Genomic DNA, 24,660 nt, shown 5'->3' on the forward strand with positions numbered 1-24,660 from the left:
ATGTATTTACTGATTTTCATTTCTTTTATTCTTTTGAATTTTAAAATTTCTTCTAAAATTTCAAATAAGAATTTTGAGGAGATAGTGATTATTGCTTTCATTTCTTATTCGAGTAGCATCATTATTTCAGGTTATTTGCTTTCCTTTATTCATCAATGGAGTTCTATTTTCTTTTGGTGTATTTTACCTTTTTTTATTAGTTTTTTATTTTACTCTTTCTTTAAATTAAAATATTTTGAAAAAGAATTAAACGAAAAATCAGCATTTAAAATAACTGGATCAACCATTCAAGAATTACATATAGTTTTCAAACAATCATCAGGATTACAAAAATTCACCTTTTTCTGTATTTTTTGGACCTTGGTTTTAATTACAATGCTACAATTTTCTGTTATGTTATTTTGTCCTCCTAATGAGTGGGATAGCATGACAGGGCATTTAAATCGAATTCTCTATTTTTTACAAGAAGGGTCATCTTTAACACATTTTATCGGTACTAATTGGAATATTGATACCTATCCAAGAAGTTTTAGTTCGATACAAGTTTATCCTTTTTTAATGAATGATAAACAAGAACTATGGTTTAGAATGCCCAATTATATCTCCTATTGGATCTTAAGTTTTTCCATTTATGGTATTTTAAAACGCTTAGAGATTGAGTTTAAAATTAGATTATTAATAAGTTCCTTCATTCTATTATTACCTATTACAATCATGCAAAGTTTAACAACCGATACAGATATCGTGTTGGGAGCATATTTAGGTAGTTTATTGTATTTCATTATATCTTTTAAAACTAGCCAAAAACTGATTTATCTATATTTATCAGGTTTAACTTTTGGAATAGCTTTGTCTCACAAAATTACTTTTGCATTTTCCCTTATTCCATTAGCAATCATTTACCTTACTTCCTTAAATTTCCAATCTTCAAAAAGGTTTTTTTACCAAATAAAACATTTATTATTATCGCATTCTTTAGGCGTTATTCTATTTGTTTTATGTACGGGATATATTAGTAATTACATCCACTATGGACATCCTATAGGCCCCAAAACGGCCACCATGCACCAATCAGTGGAACGAGCTGGAAATCTTGAGAATTTATTGAAACAAGGATCTAGGAACGTATTTAGATATACCTTCGACTTATTAAATCCCGATGGCTTGAGAAATATACCATGGGTTGAAGAATTCAATGCCAAATGGAAATTTATTCCTCGAGCAATTGATCAGAAACTTCAATTAGGATTAGAATCAAAAACGGAATTTACCATCATACCTTTTTCGTTTGATCGACAATTTGAATTTTACAACGGAACACCGATTTATGGGTTACTATTTTTATTGGTACTCATTCCAAGTATTTTAATTGCGGTAGTTAGGTTTGAAAAAAAATACCTCTTTTTTCTTTGTGCTTTTGTGATTCACTTTCTTTTTTTATGTTACACAGCCGCTTATGATCCTTGGAAAGGACGATATATGATCAGTTCAAGTTTATATTTGTTTCCATTAGGGATATATTTTGGAGAATTTTACTTGAGAAGGAATCATTATGGATTCACTAAATTTCTTTTAGGAACGGTAACTGTATTTATTTGTGTCTCTAGTTTAAGCACCTTACTATTCAATATTCGTGCTCTACCATTTGATGCCTATGGAAAACAATCATTCTTTCAATTGAATAGAATGGAGTCGTTAACCATTTCAAGACCTGATATAACCAAAGCCTATTATAATTTTGACCAAATGGTTCCAAGTCATGCCACCGTCGCTCTGGGCACTATTAACGATGATTATGAATATCCACTTTGGGGAGCAGAATTTACTAGAAAATTAATTCCCATTAACCGTTTTGAACAAGGAATTGAGCAAATACCGACAGAAGCAGATTATCTATTTTTTGCCAAAAGCGTAATTCCTGTTAAAAAAGGAGATATCAGATTAGGAAGTGAACTAGCACTCAAAAAAGGAATTATCGTTCCTGGAGAGGATTATTATTTAAGAAAACTTAAATAATTAGGTCTTTTGATTTTTCTTTTTTGCAGAAGGAAATAAGATATTATTCAGAATCAATCTATATCCAGGACTATTTTTGTGAAGGCTTAAATCCGTATGTTCTTCATTAACAAAATGCTGATAATCTTCAGGGTCATGACCTCCCAAAAAGGTAAAAAAACCTTTCCCTTTTTGTCCATAAAGATATTTCACTTCATTCAACGACTGATTTTCAGCTAAAACAGTAATGTCCGATTTTATGAATTTTGATGAATAGGCAGTCGTTTGTCCCATAAAACCATGAATAACCTTCTCATGATTTTGAGTCAACATACTTGGAATCAAATCAATGGAAGCCGAAAATTCATTTAATTCAAAAAAATCGAGTTCTTCCGAAACTACCCTTGGGGAATAATTAGGAGATGAATCTATTTCAGAAAATTCATTTATACGGTAATTAGGAATGATCTTAAAATCTCGAAAGGCAAAGCAATTTTCAAAATTCAACTTGTCTTGAAATTGCTTATCGATTGGATCTCCATCATAAAACGAATCACTCGCATCTAATCCATTTAGTGCTAAAGCAATATCAAAAGTATCCGTGGCTGTGCACATGGCAAATAAATATCCACCACCGAGAACATAATTTTTAATCGACTTGACAATTTCCAATTTCAATTCGGACGCTTTGGAAAAACCAAATTGTTTGGCCAAAATCATGTCTTCTTTTAATTGATTTTGGTACCAAAATTGATCTTTTTGAGAATACATTTTACCCATTTGTCCTGTAAAGTCTTCATGGTGAAGATGCACCCAATCGTATTCAGGTAATTTTCCTTCTAAAATTTCTTTATCGTAGATAATATCGAATGGTATTTCGGCGTAAGTCAAAGCCAAGGAAACTGCATCGTCCCATGGACTAGCTGTTTTGGGCGAGTATAAGGCAATTTTAGGAACTTTATTTAATGTACCAATGGCGGTATTTTGAGATGAGTTACTCAACAATTGAGTTAGTTCACTAGCTTTTGAATCAGAAATGACTTGATATAAAATAGATTTAGCTATTAAACTTTTCACATATTGAGGGTCGTAATCCATTAAAAAGGCACCACCTTGGTAATTCAATAACCATTGAACCTCTTTTTGTTCATTTTTTAGCACCTGATAAACAAAACCATAGGCTTTTAAGTGGTCTGTTTGGTATTCACCCATTTCAATCAACAGCTTATTGGCATGGGAAGAGCCAATGTTAGTAAGAAATATGATTAATGGAAGAATTAGCCGCTTCATTGGTTTTTAATGCTGTAAATAAACTAATAAATTGCAAGCTAAAATTAATTTATACAGCATCCAACATGAATTTAAAGGAAAATGTATTTGAGGGTCTTCGATCTATTAAAGGTAATTTATTAAGAACAGTTCTGACGGCTTTAATCATTTCATTAGGTATAACTGCATTAGTAGGAATATTAACTGCCATTGATGGAATTCAGAGTTCGGTAGATAATTCATTTTCAGGTTTAGGTGCTAATTCCTTTGACATACGCAATAGACCTGCCATGCAAATTAGGAGGGAAGGACAAAAAGAAAAGCGATTTAAGAATATCGATTATAGGCAAGCCGTTCAATACAAAAAATTATTTTCGGTCAAAGGAAAGGTTTCGTTAAAAACCAACGTTACGTTCAATGCAATTGCTAAATATTCTTCTAAAAAATCAAACCCGAATGTTCGTTTACTTGGAATAGACGACAATTTCATGGAATTAAAAGGTTATAAAGTGGGAATGGGTAGAAATTTCAATCCAAATGAATACACCAATTCAATTAACGTGTGTATTCTAGGTGTTGATATTGTTGATCAATTATTTTTAAAAGAAAATCCCATGGATAAAGAAATAATTGTCAATGGAATTAAATTGAAAGTCATTGGATTACTAGACAAGAAAGGAAATATGATGGGAGGAGGAGATGACCGGGTAGTTATGGTTCCTTTAGAAACGGGTAGGAAAATGGCTGTCGGTAGGAATTTAACATTTGATATCACAACATCTTCTTCAAAAATTTTGAATATTGATGATTTTATGGAAGAGGCTAGGGGCATAATGAGAAAAGTAAGACAAGATCCCATCGGCATGAACGATTCTTTCTCTTTGGATCGATCAGATTCCATGGCAAAGAGTTTCGAAGGTATAACTTCCAGTTTAAGAATAGGAGGATTTGTTATCGGTTTTATTACATTATTAGGTGCAGCTATCGCCTTGATGAATATTATGATGGTCTCAGTTAGTGAAAGAACCCGAGAAATCGGTATCCGTAAATCTTTGGGTGCAACTCCTAATCGTATTCTTCAGCAATTCCTTATTGAAGCCATTGTCATTTGTTTATTAGGTGGTGTTGGAGGTATAGTGCTAGCCATTCCCATCGGTAATTTAATTGCACAAGGGATCAGTTCAGGCAGTGCAAGTTTTATTATTCCATGGTTATGGATGTTTACCGGAATCGTAGTTTGTGTTTTAGTAGGCTTATTTTCAGGTATTTACCCAGCATTCAAGGCTTCACAAATGGATCCTGTAGAATCTTTGAGATACGAATAAATAAATTTTATCGAATACAAATTTGCGATTTCGATGAAGAAAGGCTATTTTTGTATCGCAATTTAATAATTGCCCAGATGGCGGAATTGGTAGACGCGCTGGTCTCAAACACCCGTGGGTGCAAGCCCGTGCCGGTTCGACTCCGGCTCTGGGTACAAGCCTCTCTAGAAATAGAGAGGCTTTCCCTTTTTATATACTCATGGATTCTTTCCAATTTTGATAAGCATCTGAATATTGTGATTTCAACTGATTATCTGGATGTAAACTTTTGATTACTTTAATATTATCCACAGCTTCCTTTGAGTTCCGATAAATCTCTAATCCAATTCCAGCACCAATGGCAGCTCCGAATGAACCATCTCCTTCACAAAAATCAACCGTTACTTGGGAGGCATTAACAATGGCAGAAGAAAAAATATCACTTAAATACATATTGGCCATACCAGCTTTTAATCGCTTAGGCTGAATACCCACGTTCCCTAATAATTCAATACCATATACCATAGAAAATGCAATTCCTTCTTGGGCAGCACGAATTATTTCTTTACTTCCGTGTTGATTAAAATCTAAATTTGTAAAACTTCCTCCAACTTTTTTATTTTGAAAAATTCGTTCAGCACCATTTCCAAAAGGCATACAAACAAGTCCTTTTGAACCAATTTCTGCTTTTGAAGCCAATTGATTCATTTCATTATAAGACAAATTAGAAAAGAAGTTATCTCTCATCCATCTATTTAAAATTCCCGTTCCGTTGATACACATTAATACACCAATCCGATCTAAATTTTTGGTATAATTAACATGAGCAAATGAATTCACTCTGTTCTCTTTATCAAATTTCAATTCATCACTCACTCCATAAACTACTCCGGAGGTTCCGGCAGTAGTAGCGATTTCCCCTGGTTCTAGGACGCCTAAGGACAATGCATTGTTCGGTTGATCTCCTGCTTTATAAGTCACTTTAACAGAGGAGTTTAAACCCAATTCATTGGATATTTCCTTTGAGATTTGACCATGTTCACAAAATACATCTCTAACCTCCGGAAAAAGTGCATCTGCAAAGCCAAAATATTCTTTTACTTCTTTTGAAACAGATTTTGTTTGAAAATCCCAAAATATCCCTTCTGATAATGCGGATGGACTTGTTGTGTAATTTCCACAAAGTTTACCTGCTATAAAATCGCCCGGTAACATGACATATTTAATCTTCTGGTATATTTCGGGCTGATTTTGTTTAACCCAACCTAATTTAGAAGCAGTAAAATTACCTGGAGAATTTAATAAATGGGAGTGACAAAATTCTTGACCAATTGACTTATAGGCCTCATTTCCGATAGTACTAGCTCTTGAATCACACCATATGATGGAAGGTCGTAAAACTTGATTTGATTCGTCAATTACCACCAAACCATGCATTTGATAACTTATACCAATAGCAACAATATCTTTGGGATTATACGTATTTGAGCGATTACAAGCTAAAATTGCTTGTTTTACACAATACCACCAATGATCAGGTTCTTGTTCTGCAAAACCAACTTCTGGCGATGAAATTGTATTTTCAACTTCTGGATATGAAACCGTTTGAATAACTTTTTGGTTTGCTGAGTCAACAATACTAACTTTAATGGATGATGTACCAACATCAATACCGCATAAAAGCATAATAAATAAGATTAAATGTTAGAAATTTTCATAAAGAGTCATCAAATATCCAATCAATTTGAATTATCTCAAATCAAATTTAAGGTAAAATCAGGAGAGATTTTCGCTTTAATTGGGAAAAGTGGTTCAGGAAAAAGTAGTATTGCCAATATTGTTGTTGGAAATCACAGCATTGAGAACTCTTCCATTCAAATAAATGCCAGAGAATTAAATAATGGAATAGATCGATTGATTAAACAATTTCCTGAAATTGGTTATGTACCTCAAAATTTACATTTAAAACCCAATCACACCGTCGATAACTTCCTTGATATGCTTTATCAACGATTAAGCGATAAAGAATTATCAAAAATAAAAAATACCATTTTAAAAAAGTATCATTTAGAAAAAGTCGTAAAAAGTAAAATCGTCAATTTATCTGGTGGTGAAAGACAAAAATTGGCCTTAATTCAAGCGTTCAGTTTACCTATTCAAGCACTTGTTTTGGATGAACCTTTTAGTCAATTGGATACTGAACAAAAAATGGAATTTTCCAGCATCGTCAAACAAGAAGTATTAGAAAAAAATATACCATGTTTACTCATTAGTCATGATATCACAGACATTCTTAAACTAAGTGAAAAAGTTGGCTTGATTGAAAAAGGAAAAATAATCTTTCAAGGCGATTGGGGAAAATTTGGATCATCCAAAAATAAATTGATCTTGCGTTTAAAAAACGCCATGGTTGAATGGAAAAATCAAACAGATTTACTTATTGAAAACTTGAAAATTCTTTAAGTTTTAATGCATTTCGGTTGGTTTTTTCAATTAATAAATCCATACCAATTCCATGTAAATCAGCCAATTTTTGGGCAATTAATGGTATGTAAGCGGGAGTATTAGGTGTTCCTCTATGCGGAACAGGGGTTAAATAGGGTGCATCTGTTTCAAGTACAATGCTTTCTAAAGGGATATTTTTAATGTCATTAAATAGATTAGCATTTTTATAGGTGATTACCCCTCCAATTCCAAGTTTAAAACCTAAATCCACCAAATGCATTGCTTCTTTTTCATCGCCGGAAAAACAATGAATAATTCCTGTCAAATTTTTAAATTCTTTCTTTTTTAATGTACTAAGTAAATCTGCATAGGCTTTTCGACAATGAATATCAACCCATACATGATTTTCTAAAGCCCAATGGCATTGCGTTTCAAAAGCGTCCATTTGTTGAACTTTAAAACTTGTATCCCAATAATAATCCAATCCAATTTCACCTATAGCTAATACTTTTTGCTCCTTAAGTATATCTTCAACAAATTTCAATTCAATTAAATAATCCTCTTTAACGTAGGTCGGGTGTAAACCAACCATAGGTTTACAAAATTCGGGAAATGCTTTTGCTATTTGATTCAATGAACCCCAGGATTCCGAATCACAGTTGGGTAACCAAACTTCCTGAACACCTTTTGATTTAATATCTAAGATATGTTGGTCAATCGTTGGCAAAAATAGTTCATCATATAAATGAGCATGAGTATCAATCATAAGGCAGAAGGGTGTAAATTATTTTCAGAACAATAATTTAAGAATTCAGGTAATAATATTTTTAAATTTTTAACTGCTTTTATGCTATCATGAAAAACGATTATATCTCCAGGTTTAACTTGTTGTAAGCATTTTTTAAGAACAGTTTGTGGGTCTAAATCCTTGTTGTAATCGCCTGTTAAAATCGTCCACATGAAAATATCAGCAGATTTTCGAATGGCCACAGAGGCACTTTTTGTCATCCGTCCATAAGGTGGACGAAAACCAATGGAATGAACTCCCATTTCTTCAAAAACATTTTCGCACAAATGAATATTTTCCAAATACATATCATTGGTATATTTCCATGCATTTGCATGGTTCATGGTATGATTTCCAATGGCATGGCCATTCGATTGAATCAATTGTATCAATTCAGGATTTTCAACCATATTCTTGCCAATGCAAAAAAATGTAGCCTTTGCATTAAATTTATCTAACTGTTCTAAAACAAAATTGGTAATTTCAGGAGTTGGTCCATCATCGAAAGTGAAATAAACCCGTCTATCATCTTCGCCTATAACGGGCATTCTCCAAATTAGTTGGGGAAAAATTTGGGTGATAAACGTTGGAATTCGATGAATAAACATTGATAAATTCGATTTATATGCAAATTACGAGTTCGCAAGGAGAAAAAATAATTTTAGGGATAGATCCAGGAACAAGTATTTTGGGATACGGATTAATTAAAGTGCAAAAAGAAAAGGTAGTCATTTTACAATATGGCGTTTTAAATTTGAGCAAATACACCACTCAAGGAGCTAAATTCTTAAAAATTCATGAGCGAATTTTAGGAATTTTAGAAGAATTTTTACCCGATGAAATAGCTATTGAATCTCCTTTTTTTGGAAAAAATGTGCAATCCATGTTAAAACTTGGTCGGGTACAAGGAATGGTTATGTCGCTAGCCTTTTCCAAAAATATACCCATTACCGAATATGAACCGAAAAAAGTAAAGCAGTCGGTTACTGGAAATGGAAATGCCTCTAAAGAACAATTAGCCAAAATGGTGGAAGTGATTGTCAAACAAAAGCTTGATGCCAAATTATTGGATGCCACCGATGCTGTCGGCATTGCCATTTGCCATCATTTTCATGCCAATAATCTTACGTCGTCATTAAAAGGAACAAAAAAAGGCTGGGGTGCATTTGTTAATGAAAACCCAGACCGAATTAAATAATTTCTTCCAATTGTTGATGCAATTCTGCCATTGTTTTTGTTGGAGCCAAACAATGAGATCCAATACACATCATAAATTTGAAATTCTGAGGTAATGACGTACTTGGAATAAAAACCATCTCTTTATAATTTATGGACCAATTTTCCAGCTGTAAATCAGATAAACTCGTATTAGCAGGGCTATACTTTAACATCACTTTTGGATATTCAAACCACTCTGAATATAGTCTAAGCCAATTAGCAAAATAACTAGGATTATTGACGGCCTTATCCAAAACCGTTTCGATCATTTTTTTTCCTTTGATTGTATAATTGACCTCATTTTTGATTATTCCCATCCAAAAGAGCCATTCACAAAGGATAGAATTAGAAGAGGGGATAACTGAATCTGTAAATTCAATTTTATCCGCAATTAACTTTTCTGATTGATTGGAACAATAATTAAATAAATCAAAATCTATTTCAGCAGATTGAAAATTTTGAAGAACAAATTCCAATAATTGAGATGACTTATCCAACATTTGTTCATTTCCTGTCCTCAAATATAATTTTGTGATAGCTAAACCAAAGGTTGCATAATCATCTAAAAATCCTTGAATAGGTTGATCAGCAAAATCTACTTGATGTAATAAAAAGTTTGGACTTGATTCAAAATATTGGAGCATGGATTCATAAAAATGTTCGCATTTTGCAAGCAATGAATCATTATTCAAAGCTATTGCTGCATCAATTAAGCCCAATAATGTTAAAGCATTCCAAGATAAAATTTGTTTTTGATCTCTGGCTGGTTTAATTCGATTCTCTATGATTTTAGATAAAATGGTGAATTCATCATTAAAATAGGTATTGAGGATGGACTTATTTTTAAACAAAATATTTAGTCCATCTTCCCAATTACCATTTTTCGTGATCGAAAAGGTTTGATAAAATTCAACATGCTTTTCATAGGGCAACAATTTGTTTAATTCATCAAATGTCCAGGTATAATAAAGTCCTTCAACTCCCTCACTATCAGCATCCAAAGAAGAATAGTATAAATTATTTTCTCCTAGTAATTCTTGATCTAAAAAAGTAATAATTTGCCTAACGACTTCCTTGTAAATCAAAGAATTCGTTCGTTCAAATGCTTTACTATAAACGGATAATAATTGACCATTGTCGTAAAGCATTTTTTCAAAGTGTGGACAAAACCACTCTGAATCAACTGAATAGCGAGAAAATCCTCCTGAAATGTGATCAAAAATACCCCCTTGAGACATTTTGCTCAATTGAAGATTGGCTAAAGGATAGACTTCAATTTCAAAACCTATCGCAATGGGAATAGATTCCAATAAATTCATCAAAGAGGGAAGGGGGAATTTGGGTGCTTTATTGATTCCGCCAAAGACTGGATCCAAGGACCGAAGTATATTCGTAATACTTGCTTGTACAATTTCTGGTTGTTCATCGATGGAGACAACAGAAAATAAATTCTTTTGGTCATTGATACTTTCAGCAAAACCATCTGCGGATGCTTGTAATTCTGTTTTGTGATTTTGGTAGGCCTTATTTATTGATTCCAATAACTCCATCCATTTATTTTTGGGGAAATAAGTACCACCATAAAAAGGTTTTTGATCAGGCATTAAAAAAACATTCAATGGCCAACCACCACCCAAACCCATTTGTTGTATGGCATCCATATAAATCATATCAATATCCGGGCGCTCTTCTCTATCCACTTTGATAGGAATAAAATATTGGTTCATCAAATCCGCAACTTCCTGATTTTCAAATGATTCTTTTTCCATTACATGACACCAATGGCAGGCTGCATAACCAATGCTAATTAAAATAGGTTTATTTTCTGTGACTGCACGTTGTAAAGCTTCATCCCCCCAAGGTTCCCAAAAAACCGGATTATCTTGATGTTGGAGTAAATAAGGACTTACTTGATTTTTTAGCTTATTCATTGGTTTGAAATAGAATTCGTAAATTTGTGCAAATATTAATTATGGTAGAATTTAAAGACTTCATCACAAGCCCTGAAATAGCTCATTCGTCTGAGTTGTTACATTCATACCTTTCTACTGAATTAGGTTCCACTTTCGTTGACCAAACCACTTACCGAATCGAGCGGAAATCCATCGATGCTAGAAGTAGACAAATCAAAGTTAACTTACGAATTGGTTTTTATCCCAAAGATTTTGATTTTACTTTTCAACAAAAATCAAAATTACCTAAATTAACTGCGCATGCTCCACAAGTTGTTGTTATTGGGAGTGGCCCTGCTGGTTTATTTGGCGCTTTAGAGCTGATACAATTAGGCATCAAACCCATTATCCTAGAACGAGGGAAAGATGTTCGTGATCGAAGAAGAGATTTAGCAGCGATCAATCGTTTTAATATCGTTGATTCAAATAGTAATTATTGTTTTGGAGAAGGAGGAGCAGGAACTTATTCTGATGGGAAATTATATACAAGAAGCACCAAAAGAGGAGATATCAAAAAGGTCCTAGAAACGTTTGTTGAACATGGAGCTAATCAAAATATACTTTTTGAGTCGCATCCACACATTGGAACAAATAAATTACCCGGAATCATCGCCTCCATTCGCAATTCAATTATAGAAGCAGGCGGAGAAGTGCATTTTAATGAAAGAGTTATCGATTTTCAAATTGAACATAAGCAAATTAAACAGGTACATTGCGAATCAGGTTTAACAATCGATTGCGAAAATGTATTGTTGGCTACAGGCCATTCTGCACGAGATATTTTTGAATTGTTGCATAAAAAACAAATCAAAATTGAATACAAACCCTTTGCCATAGGAGTTCGAATTGAGCACAGACAATCATTGATAGATACATGTCAATATAAGTTAAACAAACGTCCTGAATATTTACCACCAGCTAGTTTTAGTTTGGTTACACAAACCAAATTCAAAGGTTTGCAAAGAGGAGTATTTTCTTTTTGTATGTGTCCAGGCGGATTCATTGTTCCTTCTGCTACGGCTCAAAATCAGGTTGTGGTAAATGGAATGTCACCATCCAGAAGAGATTCCGTTTATGCCAATTCAGGTATCGTTGTGAGCATTTTACCTGAAGATTTGAGCGAATACAAAGATTATGGACCCTTAGCTGGAATGTATTTACAAGAAAGCTTAGAAAGAAAATCCAACGAATATTCCCAAGAGACCCAAAAAGCTATATCACAATTGACTGGAGATTTTATTCAAAAAAAGTCCAGTAAAAGTGCGCACGAAACATCCTACATTCCTGGATTGATCCCAGGCGAAATGAGAGAAGTATTACCGGAGTTTATATCTGAGCCGTTGGCATTGGGCTTGCAAGATTTCAATCGAAAAATTTCCAATTTTTCGACCAATATTGGTCAAATAATAGGCTTAGAAAGTCGAACATCCTCGCCGGTTAAAATCCCAAGAGATTCAGAAAGTTTAGAACATATTGAAATTAAAGGATTATTTCCTTGTGGAGAGGGTGCTGGTTTTGCAGGTGGAATTATGTCTGCAGCATTGGATGGGATTAAAGTAGCGCAAGGAATTTACCAAAAAATTCACCGCTCATGATTCACGAAAAATTCAAAGAATTACGTGACTTACATGATGAGCACATTTCGAACAATGATATTCGAAATAATGCCAAAGAAGCAGCTGTTTTGATAATTCTAAAAAGTATTTTGGATGAAGAGGACAAAGTTATTGTCATTAAGCGAAATGAATACGATGGAGCTCATAGTGGACAAATGGCATTCCCAGGTGGGAAGAAAGATGAAATAGATCAAAATTTAGAAGAAACAGCTTTAAGAGAAGTAGAAGAGGAAATCGGCATTAAATTAATCAATCCTGAATTAATACCGATTCAACCCTTGTGGGTTAAAGTCTCCAATTTTTGGGTTCAAGCCTATTTCACGAAAGTAAATAAAAACCTTAATTTCCATATTAATAAACGAGAAATTAATCGTATTTTTGAAATACCTGTATCATTCTTCAGCGATGAAGAAAATATTCAAGCTCATCAATTGGAAATTAATAATAAAAGCTATTGGGCACCTGTTTTCAAATATGAAAATGAGATCATATGGGGAGCAACAGCCATGTTTTTGTATGAATTATTTCATTTGAGGAGTGATTATAAATAAAATTAGTAGTTTTTAAATTATGGAAGAATCAACTGGAGGAGCTTTACAAGAACAAATTGCCGTTGCAGGCATGTATGAAAATTGGTTTTTAGAATATGCCTCATATGTAATTCTTGAACGTGCGGTTCCTGCAGTAGAAGACGGTCTTAAGCCTGTACAAAGACGTATCTTGCATGCATTGAATGAAATGGATGATGGCCGTTTTAATAAAGTGGCCAACGTAATTGGACAAACCATGCAATATCACCCTCATGGTGATGCTTCCATCAATGATGCAATTGTTAATTTAGGACAAAAAGAATTACTATTTGATTGCCAAGGTAACTGGGGAGATGTAAGAACAGGGGATAGTGCAGCGGCAGCAAGATATATTGAAGTTAGACTATCGAAATTTGCTAATGAAGTAGTATTCAATCCGCAAACGACCGATTGGCAAATGTCTTATGATGGTAGAAAGAAAGAGCCCGTTACTTTACCTATTAAATTCCCATTACTACTAACTCAAGGAGTTGAAGGAATTGCGGTTGGTTTGGCTACCAAAATTATGCCTCATAACTTTTGCGAAATTATTCAGGCATCCATTGATATTTTAAATAACAAAAAAGTCGAACTGTACCCAGATTTTTTAACGGGTGGTATGATTGATGTTTCCAATTACAATGATGGATTGAGAGGTTCAAGAATTAGAGTTAGAGCAAAAATTGAAGAATTAGACAAAAAGACACTGATTGTCAAGGATATACCTTACACCACCACCACCACATCGCTCATTGATTCCATCATTAAAGCGAATGATACAGGTAAGATAAAAATCAAAAAAGTAATTGATAATACAGCCAAAGATGTTGAAATTCAGATACAATTGGCACCAGGGATTTCACCAGATGTAACCATTGATGCATTGTATGCCTTTACAGATTGTGAGGTTTCCATTTCTCCGAATGCTTGCGTAATTATTCAAGACAAACCTCATTTTGTGGGCATTGCTGAAATTTTACGAGTAAGTACAAATCAAACGGTCGATTTACTCAAGCAAGAATTAGAGATCCGAAAAGGGGAATTAATGGAAAAATTACTTTTCAGTTCGTTGGAAAGGATTTTCATTGAGAATAGAATTTATCGTGACATTGAAGAATGTGAAACATTTGAATTGGTTATTAGTACGGTGGATCAAGGTTTAGAACCTTATAAAAAAGATTTTTACCGAGAAATTACGGAAGAGGATATCTTAAGATTATTGGAGATTCGAATTAAGCGTATTTCAAAATTTGATTCATTCAAAGCCGATGAATTAATGCGTCGATTGGAAGAGGAATTAGCAGAGGTTGAACATCATTTAGCGAATCTAATTAAATATGCCATTGATTATTTCAAAAATCTACTGAGCAAATACGGCAAAGGGAGAGAACGGAAAACTGAAATTCAAAACTTTAATACCATTTCTGCAACGGTCGTGGCAGCTGCCAATCAAAAGCTTTATGTTAATCGTGAAGATGGATTTATAGGCTATGGTTTGAAGAAAGATGAATTTATCATGGATTGTTCTGATATAGATGATATCATTGTTTTCAGACAAAATGGAACGTGTGTAGTAACCAAAGTTCAAGATAAAGTTTTCGTTGGAAAAGACATTTTGTATTGTACCGTTTTCAAAAAGAATGATGACCGTAAAGTTTATAATTTGGTTTATTTTGATGGAAAATCTGGTTCTTCATTTGTGAAACGATTTAAAGTAACCTCGGTTACTCGTGATAGAGAATATAAATTAGTAAGTGATAATAATAAATCGAAAATCACTTATTTTTCTGCCAATGAAAACGGAGAAGCTGAAATCATTCAAATTAACTTAACAGCCAGTTGTACGGCTAAAAATAAGCAATTTGATTACGATTTTGCCAAACTGGCCATCAAAGGAAGGGAATCGATGGGGAATGTTTTAACCAAATATCCAGTTAGAAAAGTAATTCAAAAATCTGCTGGAGTATCTACCTTGGGAGGGCTAAATATTTGGTTTGATTCAACCATTGGCCGATTGAATAGAGATGAACATGGAACTTTCATTGGAAATTTTGAACCCAAAGATTTAATATTATCGATCTATAAATCAGGAAATTACGAATTAACCAACTTTGAATTAACCAACCGTTATCCAGCTGAAGAAATTCTATTTTTGAAAAAATTCAACCCAAATGGAATTATTTCTGCTGTTTATTTCGATGGTCAAGGCAAAAATAATTTAATCAAACGATTTAAATTAGAAACTTCGACCATTGACAAAAAGTTTTTGTTTATTACCGATCATAAAGCATCAAAGTTGCTTAACGTAACGGATAATTATTTGCCCAATGTGCAAATCAAACACAAACCGGATGGAAAAACGACGGAAATCGAAATTTTACCGATAGGTGAATTGGTAGATGTAAGAGGCTGGAAAGCGATAGGTAATAAATTGAATTATCAAAAATTATTGGAGGTTGAGTTTATAGATACGGAAGAAAAATACCCTGAACTTTCCGAAGAAGTGGAAACGGTGGAAGAAATAACCGACTCCTCAGAATCAAATGAAAATCAGATTATTGAAACAAATTCGACCTCAGAAAGTGAACCCGAATTTGTCATTAAAAATTTACCGGAAGAACCCATTATTTCTAAAAATGAAATAGATGACATTCCATTTGAAATAAAAAACTTACCCAGTGAATCATCTGAAAAAAGTGGTTCAGGAGAACAATTAGGCCTATTTTAATGGAAGCAAAACTCAACAATCCAAAAACCTTAAATGCTTGGGCATTTTATGATTGGGCCAATTCGGTGCATTCTTTGACGATAACATCGGCTATTTTCCCTATCTATTTTCCCATTGCAGCTATTACATTGAATAGTTTAAAACCGGATTGGATTAGTTTTTTTGGCATTTCCATTCAAAATACTGTGGTTTATTCGTACACCATCTCGATAGCCTTTTTAATTCTTGCCATTTGTATGCCTTTCCTTTCTGGAATAGCGGATTATTTAGGCAACCGAAAAGCATTTATGCGCTTCTTTTGTTACTTAGGGGCTTTTTCTTGTATTTTCTTGTATTTTTTCACCAAAGGAAGTTACATCATTGGTACGCTTTGTTTTTTATTTTCCATCATCGGTTGGGGTGGTAGTTTAGTGTTTTATAATTCCTTTTTGCCAGAAATCGCATCGCCTGACAAGTTCGATCAACTGAGTGCAAAAGGATTCACCTATGGTTATATAGGTAGCGTTATTCTACTCATACAGAATTTAACCATGTTATTAATGCCTCAATGGTACGGTAATATTGGTGGTGAAATGGCTTCAAGAGTTTCATTTCTAACTGTCGGAATTTGGTGGATCCTATTTTCTCAAATTCCATTTAAATACTTGCCCAAATCAACCAAAAAAGTAAGTTCACACGCAAAATGGTGGCTAGGTGGGTACCATGAATTAAGTAAAGTATACCAGGAGATTAAGCATATTTCTGCCATTAAAAACTTCCTTTCTAGTTTTTTCCTATTCAATTTAGGCGCTCAAACCGTCATGTATTTAGGTGCTTTATTTGGTAGTCAAGAATTAAAACTACCATCCGATTCTTTGATAATCACCATTTTACTGATTCAATTAGTGGCTATTCCAGGCGCCTATACATGCGCCATTTTATCCCAAAGATTAGGAAATGTTAAGGCATTAGTAACCATTGTATTCATTTGGATTGCCGTTTGCATCTTTGCCTATTTTGTAAAAGATGAAATGAATTTTTACTTATTAGCCACCGCCATTGGATTTGTGATGGGCGGTATTCAATCAAATAGTCGAGCAACATATGCTAAATTATGTCCATCCGGAGAAAATGATACTGCCTCTTACTTTAGTTTTTATGAGGTATGTGATCGTCTATCTACCGTTTTAGGTACGTTTATTTTCGGACTTGTCATTCAATTGACTGGAAGTATGCGAATTGGCATATTAATTCTAGCAATGATTTTTGCATTAAGTTTAATTTTTCTATTCAGATTACACAAAAATTCATCAGAGAAGCTTATATCGGTATAATATTCCGATTTTGGGAACTTTGCCATTCAATTGGAATTACTGATAAAATTTCTTCTTGTAAAGCCTTAATAATAGCTTTTCTTGCGTAGCTGGGTGAATAGACCAAGGATACTTCTCTGACTGGTATTGGATCGATAATAGGGAACACTTTCGACTTGAAATTATCGTCTAGATAATCAATCAACATTTGAGGAATAATTGTTTGTCCCTCAGAATCTTCCACTAAACGTACAATTGTTTCTAAGCTACCTGTTTGATAAGATATTTTTGTTGACTGTGATGAATTGGATTTTAGATTACATATGGAAGCAACCTGATTGCTTAAACAATGTCCTTCCTCCAATAACCACAGTTTATCAGTCAATATTTCATCAATAACCTGATTATTTTCGTTCTTACAATTCGAATAAAGGTACAATTCCTCATAAAATAGAGGTTTCTCTACTAAATGATCATTCAAGGGAGTAACCAATATCCCGATGTGCAGTTTTCCTTCTTTAATATCTTTTTTAATGTTTTCAGTAGTTGTTTCAGAGATATTGATGGTAAGATCTGGATATTTTCGTTGAAATTTTGAAAGAAATTTTGGAACCAAATAGGGTGCGATGGTTGGAATAATTCCAATGGAAAGTACTCCCGAAACTTGATTTCCCCAACCTTTGGATAAAGCCATCAGGGTTTGCGTTTCTTTTAAGATAACTCTAGCTTGTTGAATGATTTCATCACCATAAATAGTAGGAGTAAGAGGTTTACTTTTACGATTAAAGAGAGAAACATTTAATTCATCCTCCAATTTTTGTATTTGCATACTTAAACTTGGCTGCGTTACACAACAAAAATCAGCGGCTTTGGAGAAACTTTTCAAATCGGCTAAAGCCACAATGTACTCTAATTGTGTTATTGTCATACTATAGTTTTATCTTATACAAATATAGTAAATATAGATTTGTCTGATATTATAAATTATCGGATATTTGCATCACAAAATTTAAGAACAAAAAAATAACACTATGGCAAATCACATGTTAGGATTAGGAAGTTTATTTCCTGCATTTTCAAAAACAGCGGTTGTTTCTTTAGATAAAGGAAACGAATTCGCAACAATCACTTCAGAAGATCACAAAAATGATGGTAAATGGTTAGTAATGTTTTGGTGGCCAAAAGATTTCACTTTCGTTTGTCCAACTGAAATTGCTGAATTTAATCGTCGTGCAGGAGATTTTGCAGATAGAGATGCTTCGTTAATTGGTGCTTCAACGGATTCAGAGTTTGTTCACGCTGCTTGGAGAAGAGATCACGATGATTTAAGAGGATTAAAATTCCCTATGTTAGCTGATACTTCAAAATCTTTAGCAGAAGAATTAGGGATTTTAACAGAAGGAGAAAAAGTTGCCTACCGTGTAACATATATTGCTGATACCAATGGCGTAATTCGTTGGGTTTCTGCAAATGATTTATCAGTAGGTAGAAATGTAGATGAAGTTTTACGTGTACTTGATGCATTACAAACAGATGAGCTTTGTCCATGTAATTGGAAAGCTGGAGATGCTACCTTATAATTTCAATCCTAATGCCCCGTTCATCGGGGCATTTAAATTTAAGAGTCATGAGTGAAACAAGAGATAATTTATTAGCGGAAATTAACATTCCTGCAAGCGAGCAATTTGCCTTATTAGATCAATTAGATTTAGCGGAGACTAGATACATAAAAGATTTAAAAATTAATGTTTCAAATGCATTGAAATATGCAACTTTAACTGAAAAAGAGGCTTTACTATTGGCTTTGGCTGTATCTGTTAATCAAAAGCATACAAGAACAATTCAATCTATTTCTGAATTAGCTATTCAAAAAGGAGTGACAGAAGCTGAAATAAATGAAATTCACGCTCTAGTATCTCTTTTAAATGCTAATAACGTTTTTTATCGTTTCAAACACTTTGTCGATAAAGAATTTTATAATTCAGCACCTGCAGGAATCAGAATGTCAATTATGATGAATCCGGTATTGGGAAAAGAGTTTTTTGAACTGGCTAGCTTAACGGTATCAGCCATTAACGGTTGTGAAATGTGTGTAACCTCACATGAGCAATCAGTTAAAAATCACGGTGCAACAGAAGCAAGAATTTTGGATGCTATCCGTTTAACCGCGATTTTTAAAAGTTTGATCGTACTGTTATAAATTACTTGCCATACATGGCATTGGCAGTATTAGGGAAAGGAAGGGTCAATTCAGGAATATTTAGAACCATCAAATTGGCCCATTCTACTCCTTGCATCATCGAGTGATCTTGGTTGGCAACTTCATACTTCCAAGCACCAAATCTTCCTCTACTATAAATATCATTTTTCTGTAATTCAGGCAATACCTGGTTGACAATTTTGTCGCGGTCAATCGATGGTGTTGGATAACCATAGTCAGTAGAAAAGTAAAACTCAGATATAACCTGATCTTCATTTTCGATTAAATTATCCTCAATCATAGCCTTAATAGTATCTTTCATAAGATTTTCTATATCAACCACTTTATGCGTTGAAGCACTCACTTCTGCCATCAATGACCATTGATTATTAATATCTGGTACATTATCAGGACTATAGTTTGAAAATACTGTAATTCGATAATAAGGACTATTGGATTCAGGAAAATACATCCAACATTTTTTCTTCAAATGTGCTGGAGGTGCGCCTTTAAGTCCAATTCCAATAACATGGGTTGAACTATGTAATAAATCTTGAGCTACTTCAGTCGTACTTGCATCCAATCCATCACATTTTGTTGTGAAAATATCCAGAGGCATCGTATTTAATAAATAGTCATATTCAACCGATTCGCCGTTGGTTAATTTTACCGATTTTGCATCGATATCCACTGAAGAAACAATTGAATTTAATTTAAAATATTTTTCCCCAATCAATTTTCCAACAGCTCGCCAAATTGCGCCAGTTCCACCTTTTTTAGGGAATTGAAATAGATTATTGGGACCCCATGAATAATCATCTTTTTCGAGAAGGACGTTCTCAATAATTTTAGATAAGTCACTTACTGCAACACGTTCACCTACCCATTGACTATTCATCATTTCTGCAGGGTATGCCCAAACTTTGTAGTTATAAGGGATCATGAATACTTCAGCTAATCCTTCTCCAAACGTATTCAAGATCCATTCTTTGAAATTAGCAGATTTAGTAGAAACACCATTTCGGTATAATTCAACTAATCCTTTGATACATTTCAATTGGTCCTCTAAAGGCAAATGACGAATATTATTTTGAAAAGGGTAGGGAACGAAAGTATTTTTTATCCAGACCCATGATTCTCTTTGATGCGTCAGCCAACCTTCATTTCCCAATGCTTTGATCATTAAATCATCAAAATACTTATAATGAGAAAATTGAACGTGACCACCTACATCCCATGTAAAACCTTTTTCATCAACAAATGATGTTGCTAAACCTCCAACATAATTCTCTTTTTCTAAAACAATAAAGTCGGTGATCCCTAATTCTAACAATCGATAAGCAGCACCTAAACCTGTAGGACCACCACCTACAATTACATATTTATATTTCATTGGAAGTAGTAATATCTTTTACAATTGAATTCAATTTGATTCTGAAATCTAATAACTCTTTGAAACTTTGCCAGCAAACTTTTAACAGTTTGAAATGACGAATAGAAACCACACCTGTTTCTCTTTCCCTATGGATAACTGGAATATTGAAAATTTCTTGATTGGCTTTTTTAGCCATAACAGAAATAAAAATATTCGGTGCAAAAGGAGTGATGGCGGGTAAAGATTTAATTAATTTATCCAAAAAGGAAGTCTTAATTAAACGGAAAGGAATGTTCGCGTCTTTTATATAAACCCCGTAAATAAAAAACAACGAAAACTTAAGTATTCTGGTAATGACCAATCGGAATGGATCATCATGTCTTACCTCTCTAAAACCTAATATAAATTTTGATTGCTCTCTTTTTTCCCAAAATTTAATGAAATCATTTACTTCAAATTGGTCATCTGAATCCGTTTGAAAAACATATTGAGGATTCATTTCGATGGCTAATTTATAACCATTTACCACTGCATTTCCATGACCACCGTTTAATTGGTGTTTGACTATTAAATTAGGGTAATCACCCGTCAATTCATCTAATAATTTACCTGTATTATCTTTGGATCCATCATTGACAACTAATAATTTAAATTTATCAACATCCACAAATTTAGAAATACCATTGATCCAATGCGGTATAACATCTTTGATACATGCTTCTTCGTTGTAGGCTGGAATTACTATTACCAAGTCTAAATTCATATTAGTCAAATTTATTTTTTAAATTATTGAGAGGTTTTTCAATAAAAAACCAAGATACACTCGCTACCAAAACGAGTAGAATGAAATTCAAAATAAATCTCAAAGGTACAAAATTAATGAATTCCTGATAATTAATAGGTAATTTTCTTACCAAAAACCACCAGAATGTATTGTGTTCTAAATGATAAAAATTAAATAGAAAATTATGATAAACATACATACCATATGATATTTGTCCTAAATACAGGATAGGGCGCCATTTTAATATTTTCCCAAAAATTCCGGTCGATTCCAAGGCAATTTTTGACACTAAAAAAAAGGATAAATAGGCGAATAAACTAATTTCCATTACTGTTGAAAATAGATTATTGTGTTTAAATTCTGATGATTCATCTAGATAAAACGAAACAAATGATAACAGTACAAAAATCCAAATGAAAATTGGGTTTCTAGCAATTTTATCAAATCGATCTTTTTTGAAAATATGTAGATAAGCCAATAATCCACCTAAACCAAATGAATCGAGTGCACTTATCGGATTCACATAATTAATAAACCAATAATCCTCAATAAATGACCCTGAACAAAATAAGTAAAATGATAATCGAGACAAAAAGCCAATGACAATCATGGCGATAAATAATCTCAAATAGCTAGAGAAAGGGAGAAAAAAGATGAAAAATGGAAAGAATAGATAATACTGCTCTTCTACCGCCAATGTCCAAAAATGATCCCAAACACCTATCCATGTTTTATGAAAAATTATGTAAAAATTGGGTGTGTAGGAAAAAAACCAAGGGTAAACCTTTCGAATGGGTTCAATTTCCCAAATAATTCCCAAAAATAAAATCAAAAAATAGATTGGGAAAATCCTCAATGCTCTACGAATAATAAAATTTTTAATGCTCTTAAACTTTGAAAAAGACTTATGGGCATTTATTATCAATATTCTTGTGATTAAAAAACCACTAATGACAAAAAATATAACAACGCCAAGGTGTCCAGTAGGAAAACTAATATTATTTGGCAACCAATGTTCCAATAATACCAATAAAATAGCTAGAAATCGTAAGCCATTCAATTGTTTGAAATAAACGGGTTGAACATTTTGCATTATTCTGAAAATAAAGTGAATTCCACTCTTCGATTAAGTTTACGTCTTTCTTCGGTTAAATTACTAGCCAAAGGCTTCGAGCCTCCCCATCCTTTAGTCCGAATTCTAGATTCATTGATACCTTTTAACATGAGATAACTTTTAACAGTTACTACCCGGTCATTTGATAATTTTAAATTTTCAGTCCAATCGCCTTGATTATCTGTATGTCCTTCCAATAATATTTTAAATCCAGGATTCTCCTTCAACAGATTGACGATTTTATCTAATTCTGCAAAAGATTCAGGTAGTAAATCAGATTCACTTTGAGTGAAAATGATATTCGCCAATTGATATTGTTTATTTAGCTGAATTTCAATTAAAGTTAGGTTTCTTTTAAAGGCTTTAAACTTATTTTCTGCCGTAAAATCTATTTTTTCTACTTTTGAAAAATAACCTTTTTTGATAGCCTGCATGGTAAAAGGTTTTTTTGCCGGCCACATAAAACTAAAATCACCTAAATAGGGGTCATAGTCTAATAATAATGAATCCGAACTATTCATAGATTTAATCAATACTTGGGATGCCAAACCTTCTTTTGTATCGAAATTTTGTACTAAACCTGAAATTTGAACCAATGTTAAAGGTTTTGCTTTTTCAGGAATTTTGATTCGAAAAATATCCTCGGCACCAAGAGAATTTTCTACTGAACTAAAATAGGCATAATCACCTTGTGCCGAAACAGAAAAATATCCATCCCATTGGGGAGTATTAACAATTGGACCTAAATTCTCTGGTTCTGTCCATTTGGTCCAAGAATCATCCAATCTGCGTGTTAGAAAAATATCATTATTTCCGTAACCTAAGTGTCCGCTAGATGAAAAATACATCGTAACTCCATCCGGAGCTATAAATGGTGTACTTTCTGATTCCCCTGAATTGACGACTGGTCCTATATTTAAGGGTTCCGTCCAAGTATCATCATTTTTCCAAAAGGAAACGTAAATATCTTTCTCGCCAAAAGAATCTTTCATTTCCGTCGTCATCAATAGTATTTTCCCATTCGGCGCTAAGGTATATTCTGAATATTTCGATTTATTCTTAAAATTCCGAATTTTTAAGGCTTTTGGAAAACTCCAATCACCCGTTCGTAACAAATAAGACATCGAAACACCTTTTTCCATTTGACCATCCATACCATAAATATTATTGAGCAAGATGGATTTCCCATTCAAAGAAATACCACAAATGGCATTATTTTCCACATTGTTGATTGGCTCAGGAAAAATCAATGCTTTTGACCAGGTTTTATCATCATTTAAAGTAGAAAACCAAATATCTTGATTTTTCAACTTTCCTATGTTGTTTGGGTCATTGGCTCTGGTAAAATATATTTTTTTACCGTCTGGACTAATTACCGGACAAATTTCATTGTAAATGGTATTGATGGATTTGCCCAAATTTTCACGAAAAAATGTTGCGTTGGGTTCAACTGGCAATTTCAAGCTTTCTTCAATGGGAGTTGAAACGTCTGAAATTCCGATAGCATCAATTTGAGAATAACCCTTAATTCGTTCAGAATTCATGGTAATCTTAATACCACGTACTTTATAAGTTGTCAAATCAGCTAATTGAATAGATGTTACCTGAGCAGGTGATGATTGATAATTAGGGACAAATTCCTTCAATAAATACAATTGATTATTTGCATCTAAGGCATCAACTCTAGTGATTGATCCAGCTCCAAAATTTTCAAAAATGGCTACTTGTTTGATGGGCATTAATGTATCAAACTCAACGATAATATATTCTCCATTCGGATTATCCTCAGTTAAGGAATGCCAGGCAGCTGGAGAATAGGCGAATTTAGGGTATTTGTTAGGTTTACCTAAAATATGAATAGCTCGAAAATCTTTGCCTAAAAGTGCGTCTGTGTATTCACTGGAAAAAGATACCGTTTTAGAAGCCCATTTAATTTTTTGCGCGGATAAACTTACTGTATTAAAAACACAGCAAATACCAATAATGAAGTATTTAATCCACTTCATATAAAA

General features: G+C 33.3%; 20 protein-coding genes and 1 tRNA gene. 11 read left to right on the forward strand and 10 right to left on the reverse strand.

The genetic code is table 11. From position 1 onward, the window contains the following. Complete coding sequence (locus V7S76_RS06085; protein ID WP_459509169.1) at nucleotides 1-2,016, forward strand: glycosyltransferase family 39 protein; 2,016 nt, start codon at nucleotides 1-3, stop codon at nucleotides 2,014-2,016. On the opposite strand, the gene V7S76_RS06090 is transcribed toward V7S76_RS06085, so the two are convergent. Next, the gene (locus V7S76_RS06090) at nucleotides 2,017-3,285 is read right to left on the reverse strand and encodes an asparagine synthetase B (RefSeq protein WP_459509170.1); all 1,269 of its coding nucleotides are present in this window, start codon (nucleotides 3,283-3,285) and stop codon (nucleotides 2,017-2,019) included. Between the two features lie 65 nt (nucleotides 3,286-3,350). On the opposite strand from V7S76_RS06090, the gene V7S76_RS06095 reads away from it, so the two are divergent. Together V7S76_RS06095 and V7S76_RS06100 are read left to right on the forward strand one after the other, a co-directional pair. Beyond that, nucleotides 3,351-4,589 carry an ABC transporter permease gene (locus V7S76_RS06095; RefSeq protein WP_459509171.1) on the forward strand — a complete coding sequence of 413 codons (1,239 nt, stop codon included), beginning with the start codon at nucleotides 3,351-3,353 and terminating at the stop codon, nucleotides 4,587-4,589. Nucleotides 4,590-4,660: 71 nt separating this feature from the next. Continuing rightward, nucleotides 4,661-4,744 (forward strand) — tRNA-Leu (locus V7S76_RS06100). A gap of 34 nt (nucleotides 4,745-4,778) precedes the next feature. On the opposite strand, the gene V7S76_RS06105 is transcribed toward V7S76_RS06100, so the two are convergent. Further along, nucleotides 4,779-6,254 carry a xylulokinase gene (locus V7S76_RS06105; RefSeq protein WP_459509172.1) on the reverse strand — a complete coding sequence of 492 codons (1,476 nt, stop codon included), beginning with the start codon at nucleotides 6,252-6,254 and terminating at the stop codon, nucleotides 4,779-4,781. Between the two features lie 15 nt (nucleotides 6,255-6,269). Here V7S76_RS06105 and V7S76_RS06110 point away from each other — a divergent pair, with 15 nt between their 5' ends. Continuing rightward, nucleotides 6,270-7,031 carry an ATP-binding cassette domain-containing protein gene (locus V7S76_RS06110; protein ID WP_459509173.1) on the forward strand — a complete coding sequence of 254 codons (762 nt, stop codon included), beginning with the start codon at nucleotides 6,270-6,272 and terminating at the stop codon, nucleotides 7,029-7,031. Here the strand turns inward: V7S76_RS06110 and V7S76_RS06115 are convergent. Together V7S76_RS06115 and V7S76_RS06120 are read right to left on the reverse strand one after the other, a co-directional pair. Then, nucleotides 7,006-7,779 (reverse strand): TatD family hydrolase, encoded by a 774-nt coding sequence (locus V7S76_RS06115; RefSeq protein ID WP_459509174.1) that lies wholly within the window; start codon nucleotides 7,777-7,779, stop codon nucleotides 7,006-7,008. The two genes, V7S76_RS06110 and V7S76_RS06115, sit on opposite strands and share 26 nt — an antisense overlap. Then, the gene (locus V7S76_RS06120) at nucleotides 7,776-8,408 is read right to left on the reverse strand and encodes a polysaccharide deacetylase family protein (protein ID WP_459509175.1); all 633 of its coding nucleotides are present in this window, start codon (nucleotides 8,406-8,408) and stop codon (nucleotides 7,776-7,778) included. Before V7S76_RS06120 ends, V7S76_RS06115 begins: the two co-directional genes overlap by 4 nt. 17 nt (nucleotides 8,409-8,425) lie before the next feature. Between V7S76_RS06120 and ruvC the strand changes: the two genes are divergently transcribed. Further along, the gene (ruvC, locus tag V7S76_RS06125) at nucleotides 8,426-8,998 is read left to right on the forward strand and encodes a crossover junction endodeoxyribonuclease RuvC (RefSeq protein ID WP_459509177.1); all 573 of its coding nucleotides are present in this window, start codon (nucleotides 8,426-8,428) and stop codon (nucleotides 8,996-8,998) included. Here the strand turns inward: ruvC and V7S76_RS06130 are convergent. After that, on the reverse strand, nucleotides 8,991-10,949 hold the full coding sequence (locus tag V7S76_RS06130) for a thioredoxin domain-containing protein (protein WP_459509178.1): 1,959 nt from the start codon (nucleotides 10,947-10,949) through the stop codon (nucleotides 8,991-8,993). The two genes, ruvC and V7S76_RS06130, sit on opposite strands and share 8 nt — an antisense overlap. 41 nt (nucleotides 10,950-10,990) lie before the next feature. Here V7S76_RS06130 and V7S76_RS06135 point away from each other — a divergent pair, with 41 nt between their 5' ends. Genes V7S76_RS06135 through V7S76_RS06150 form a run of 4 tightly spaced genes read left to right on the forward strand, consistent with a single transcriptional unit; the run spans nucleotide 10,991 to nucleotide 17,196 of the window. Further along, on the forward strand, nucleotides 10,991-12,565 hold the full coding sequence (locus tag V7S76_RS06135) for an NAD(P)/FAD-dependent oxidoreductase (protein ID WP_459509179.1): 1,575 nt from the start codon (nucleotides 10,991-10,993) through the stop codon (nucleotides 12,563-12,565). Then, nucleotides 12,562-13,137, forward strand: coding sequence for an NUDIX hydrolase (locus tag V7S76_RS06140; protein ID WP_459509180.1), 576 nt, complete (start codon nucleotides 12,562-12,564; stop codon nucleotides 13,135-13,137). The genes V7S76_RS06135 and V7S76_RS06140 overlap by 4 nt, the downstream gene beginning before the upstream one ends. 19 nt (nucleotides 13,138-13,156) lie before the next feature. Continuing rightward, complete coding sequence (locus V7S76_RS06145; protein ID WP_459509181.1) at nucleotides 13,157-15,883, forward strand: DNA gyrase/topoisomerase IV subunit A; 2,727 nt, start codon at nucleotides 13,157-13,159, stop codon at nucleotides 15,881-15,883. After that, nucleotides 15,883-17,196, forward strand: a complete 1,314-nt coding sequence (locus V7S76_RS06150; protein ID WP_459509182.1) for an MFS transporter — start codon at nucleotides 15,883-15,885, stop codon at nucleotides 17,194-17,196. Before V7S76_RS06145 ends, V7S76_RS06150 begins: the two co-directional genes overlap by 1 nt. On the opposite strand, the gene V7S76_RS06155 is transcribed toward V7S76_RS06150, so the two are convergent. Then, complete coding sequence (locus V7S76_RS06155; protein ID WP_459509183.1) at nucleotides 17,183-18,103, reverse strand: LysR substrate-binding domain-containing protein; 921 nt, start codon at nucleotides 18,101-18,103, stop codon at nucleotides 17,183-17,185. The genes V7S76_RS06150 and V7S76_RS06155 overlap by 14 nt on opposite strands. 103 nt (nucleotides 18,104-18,206) lie before the next feature. Here V7S76_RS06155 and V7S76_RS06160 point away from each other — a divergent pair, with 103 nt between their 5' ends. Together V7S76_RS06160 and V7S76_RS06165 are read left to right on the forward strand one after the other, a co-directional pair. Then, nucleotides 18,207-18,755 (forward strand): peroxiredoxin, encoded by a 549-nt coding sequence (locus V7S76_RS06160; RefSeq protein ID WP_459509184.1) that lies wholly within the window; start codon nucleotides 18,207-18,209, stop codon nucleotides 18,753-18,755. A 47-nt stretch (nucleotides 18,756-18,802) separates the two neighbouring features. Next, a complete protein-coding gene (locus V7S76_RS06165; protein ID WP_459509185.1) occupies nucleotides 18,803-19,375 on the forward strand; it encodes a carboxymuconolactone decarboxylase family protein in 573 nt (190 codons plus the stop codon). A 1-nt stretch (nucleotide 19,376) separates the two neighbouring features. Here V7S76_RS06165 and V7S76_RS06170 read toward each other — a convergent pair whose 3' ends face one another. From V7S76_RS06170 to V7S76_RS06185, 4 genes are read right to left on the reverse strand one after another with little or no spacing between them, the layout of a single operon-like run. Further along, nucleotides 19,377-20,768, reverse strand: coding sequence for a protoporphyrinogen/coproporphyrinogen oxidase (locus V7S76_RS06170; RefSeq protein ID WP_459509186.1), 1,392 nt, complete (start codon nucleotides 20,766-20,768; stop codon nucleotides 19,377-19,379). Beyond that, on the reverse strand, nucleotides 20,758-21,513 hold the full coding sequence (locus tag V7S76_RS06175) for a glycosyltransferase family 2 protein (protein WP_459509187.1): 756 nt from the start codon (nucleotides 21,511-21,513) through the stop codon (nucleotides 20,758-20,760). The genes V7S76_RS06170 and V7S76_RS06175 overlap by 11 nt, the downstream gene beginning before the upstream one ends. Before the next feature lies 1 nt (nucleotide 21,514). Beyond that, entirely contained in the window at nucleotides 21,515-22,627 is a 1,113-nt protein-coding gene (locus V7S76_RS06180) for an acyltransferase family protein (RefSeq protein ID WP_459509188.1), read from the reverse strand. Continuing rightward, on the reverse strand, nucleotides 22,627-24,654 hold the full coding sequence (locus tag V7S76_RS06185) for an OmpA family protein (RefSeq protein WP_459509189.1): 2,028 nt from the start codon (nucleotides 24,652-24,654) through the stop codon (nucleotides 22,627-22,629). Before V7S76_RS06185 ends, V7S76_RS06180 begins: the two co-directional genes overlap by 1 nt. Between the last annotated feature and the right edge of the window lie 6 nt (nucleotides 24,655-24,660).

It is taken from the genome of Aquirufa sp. ROCK2-A2, from assembly GCF_054558485.1.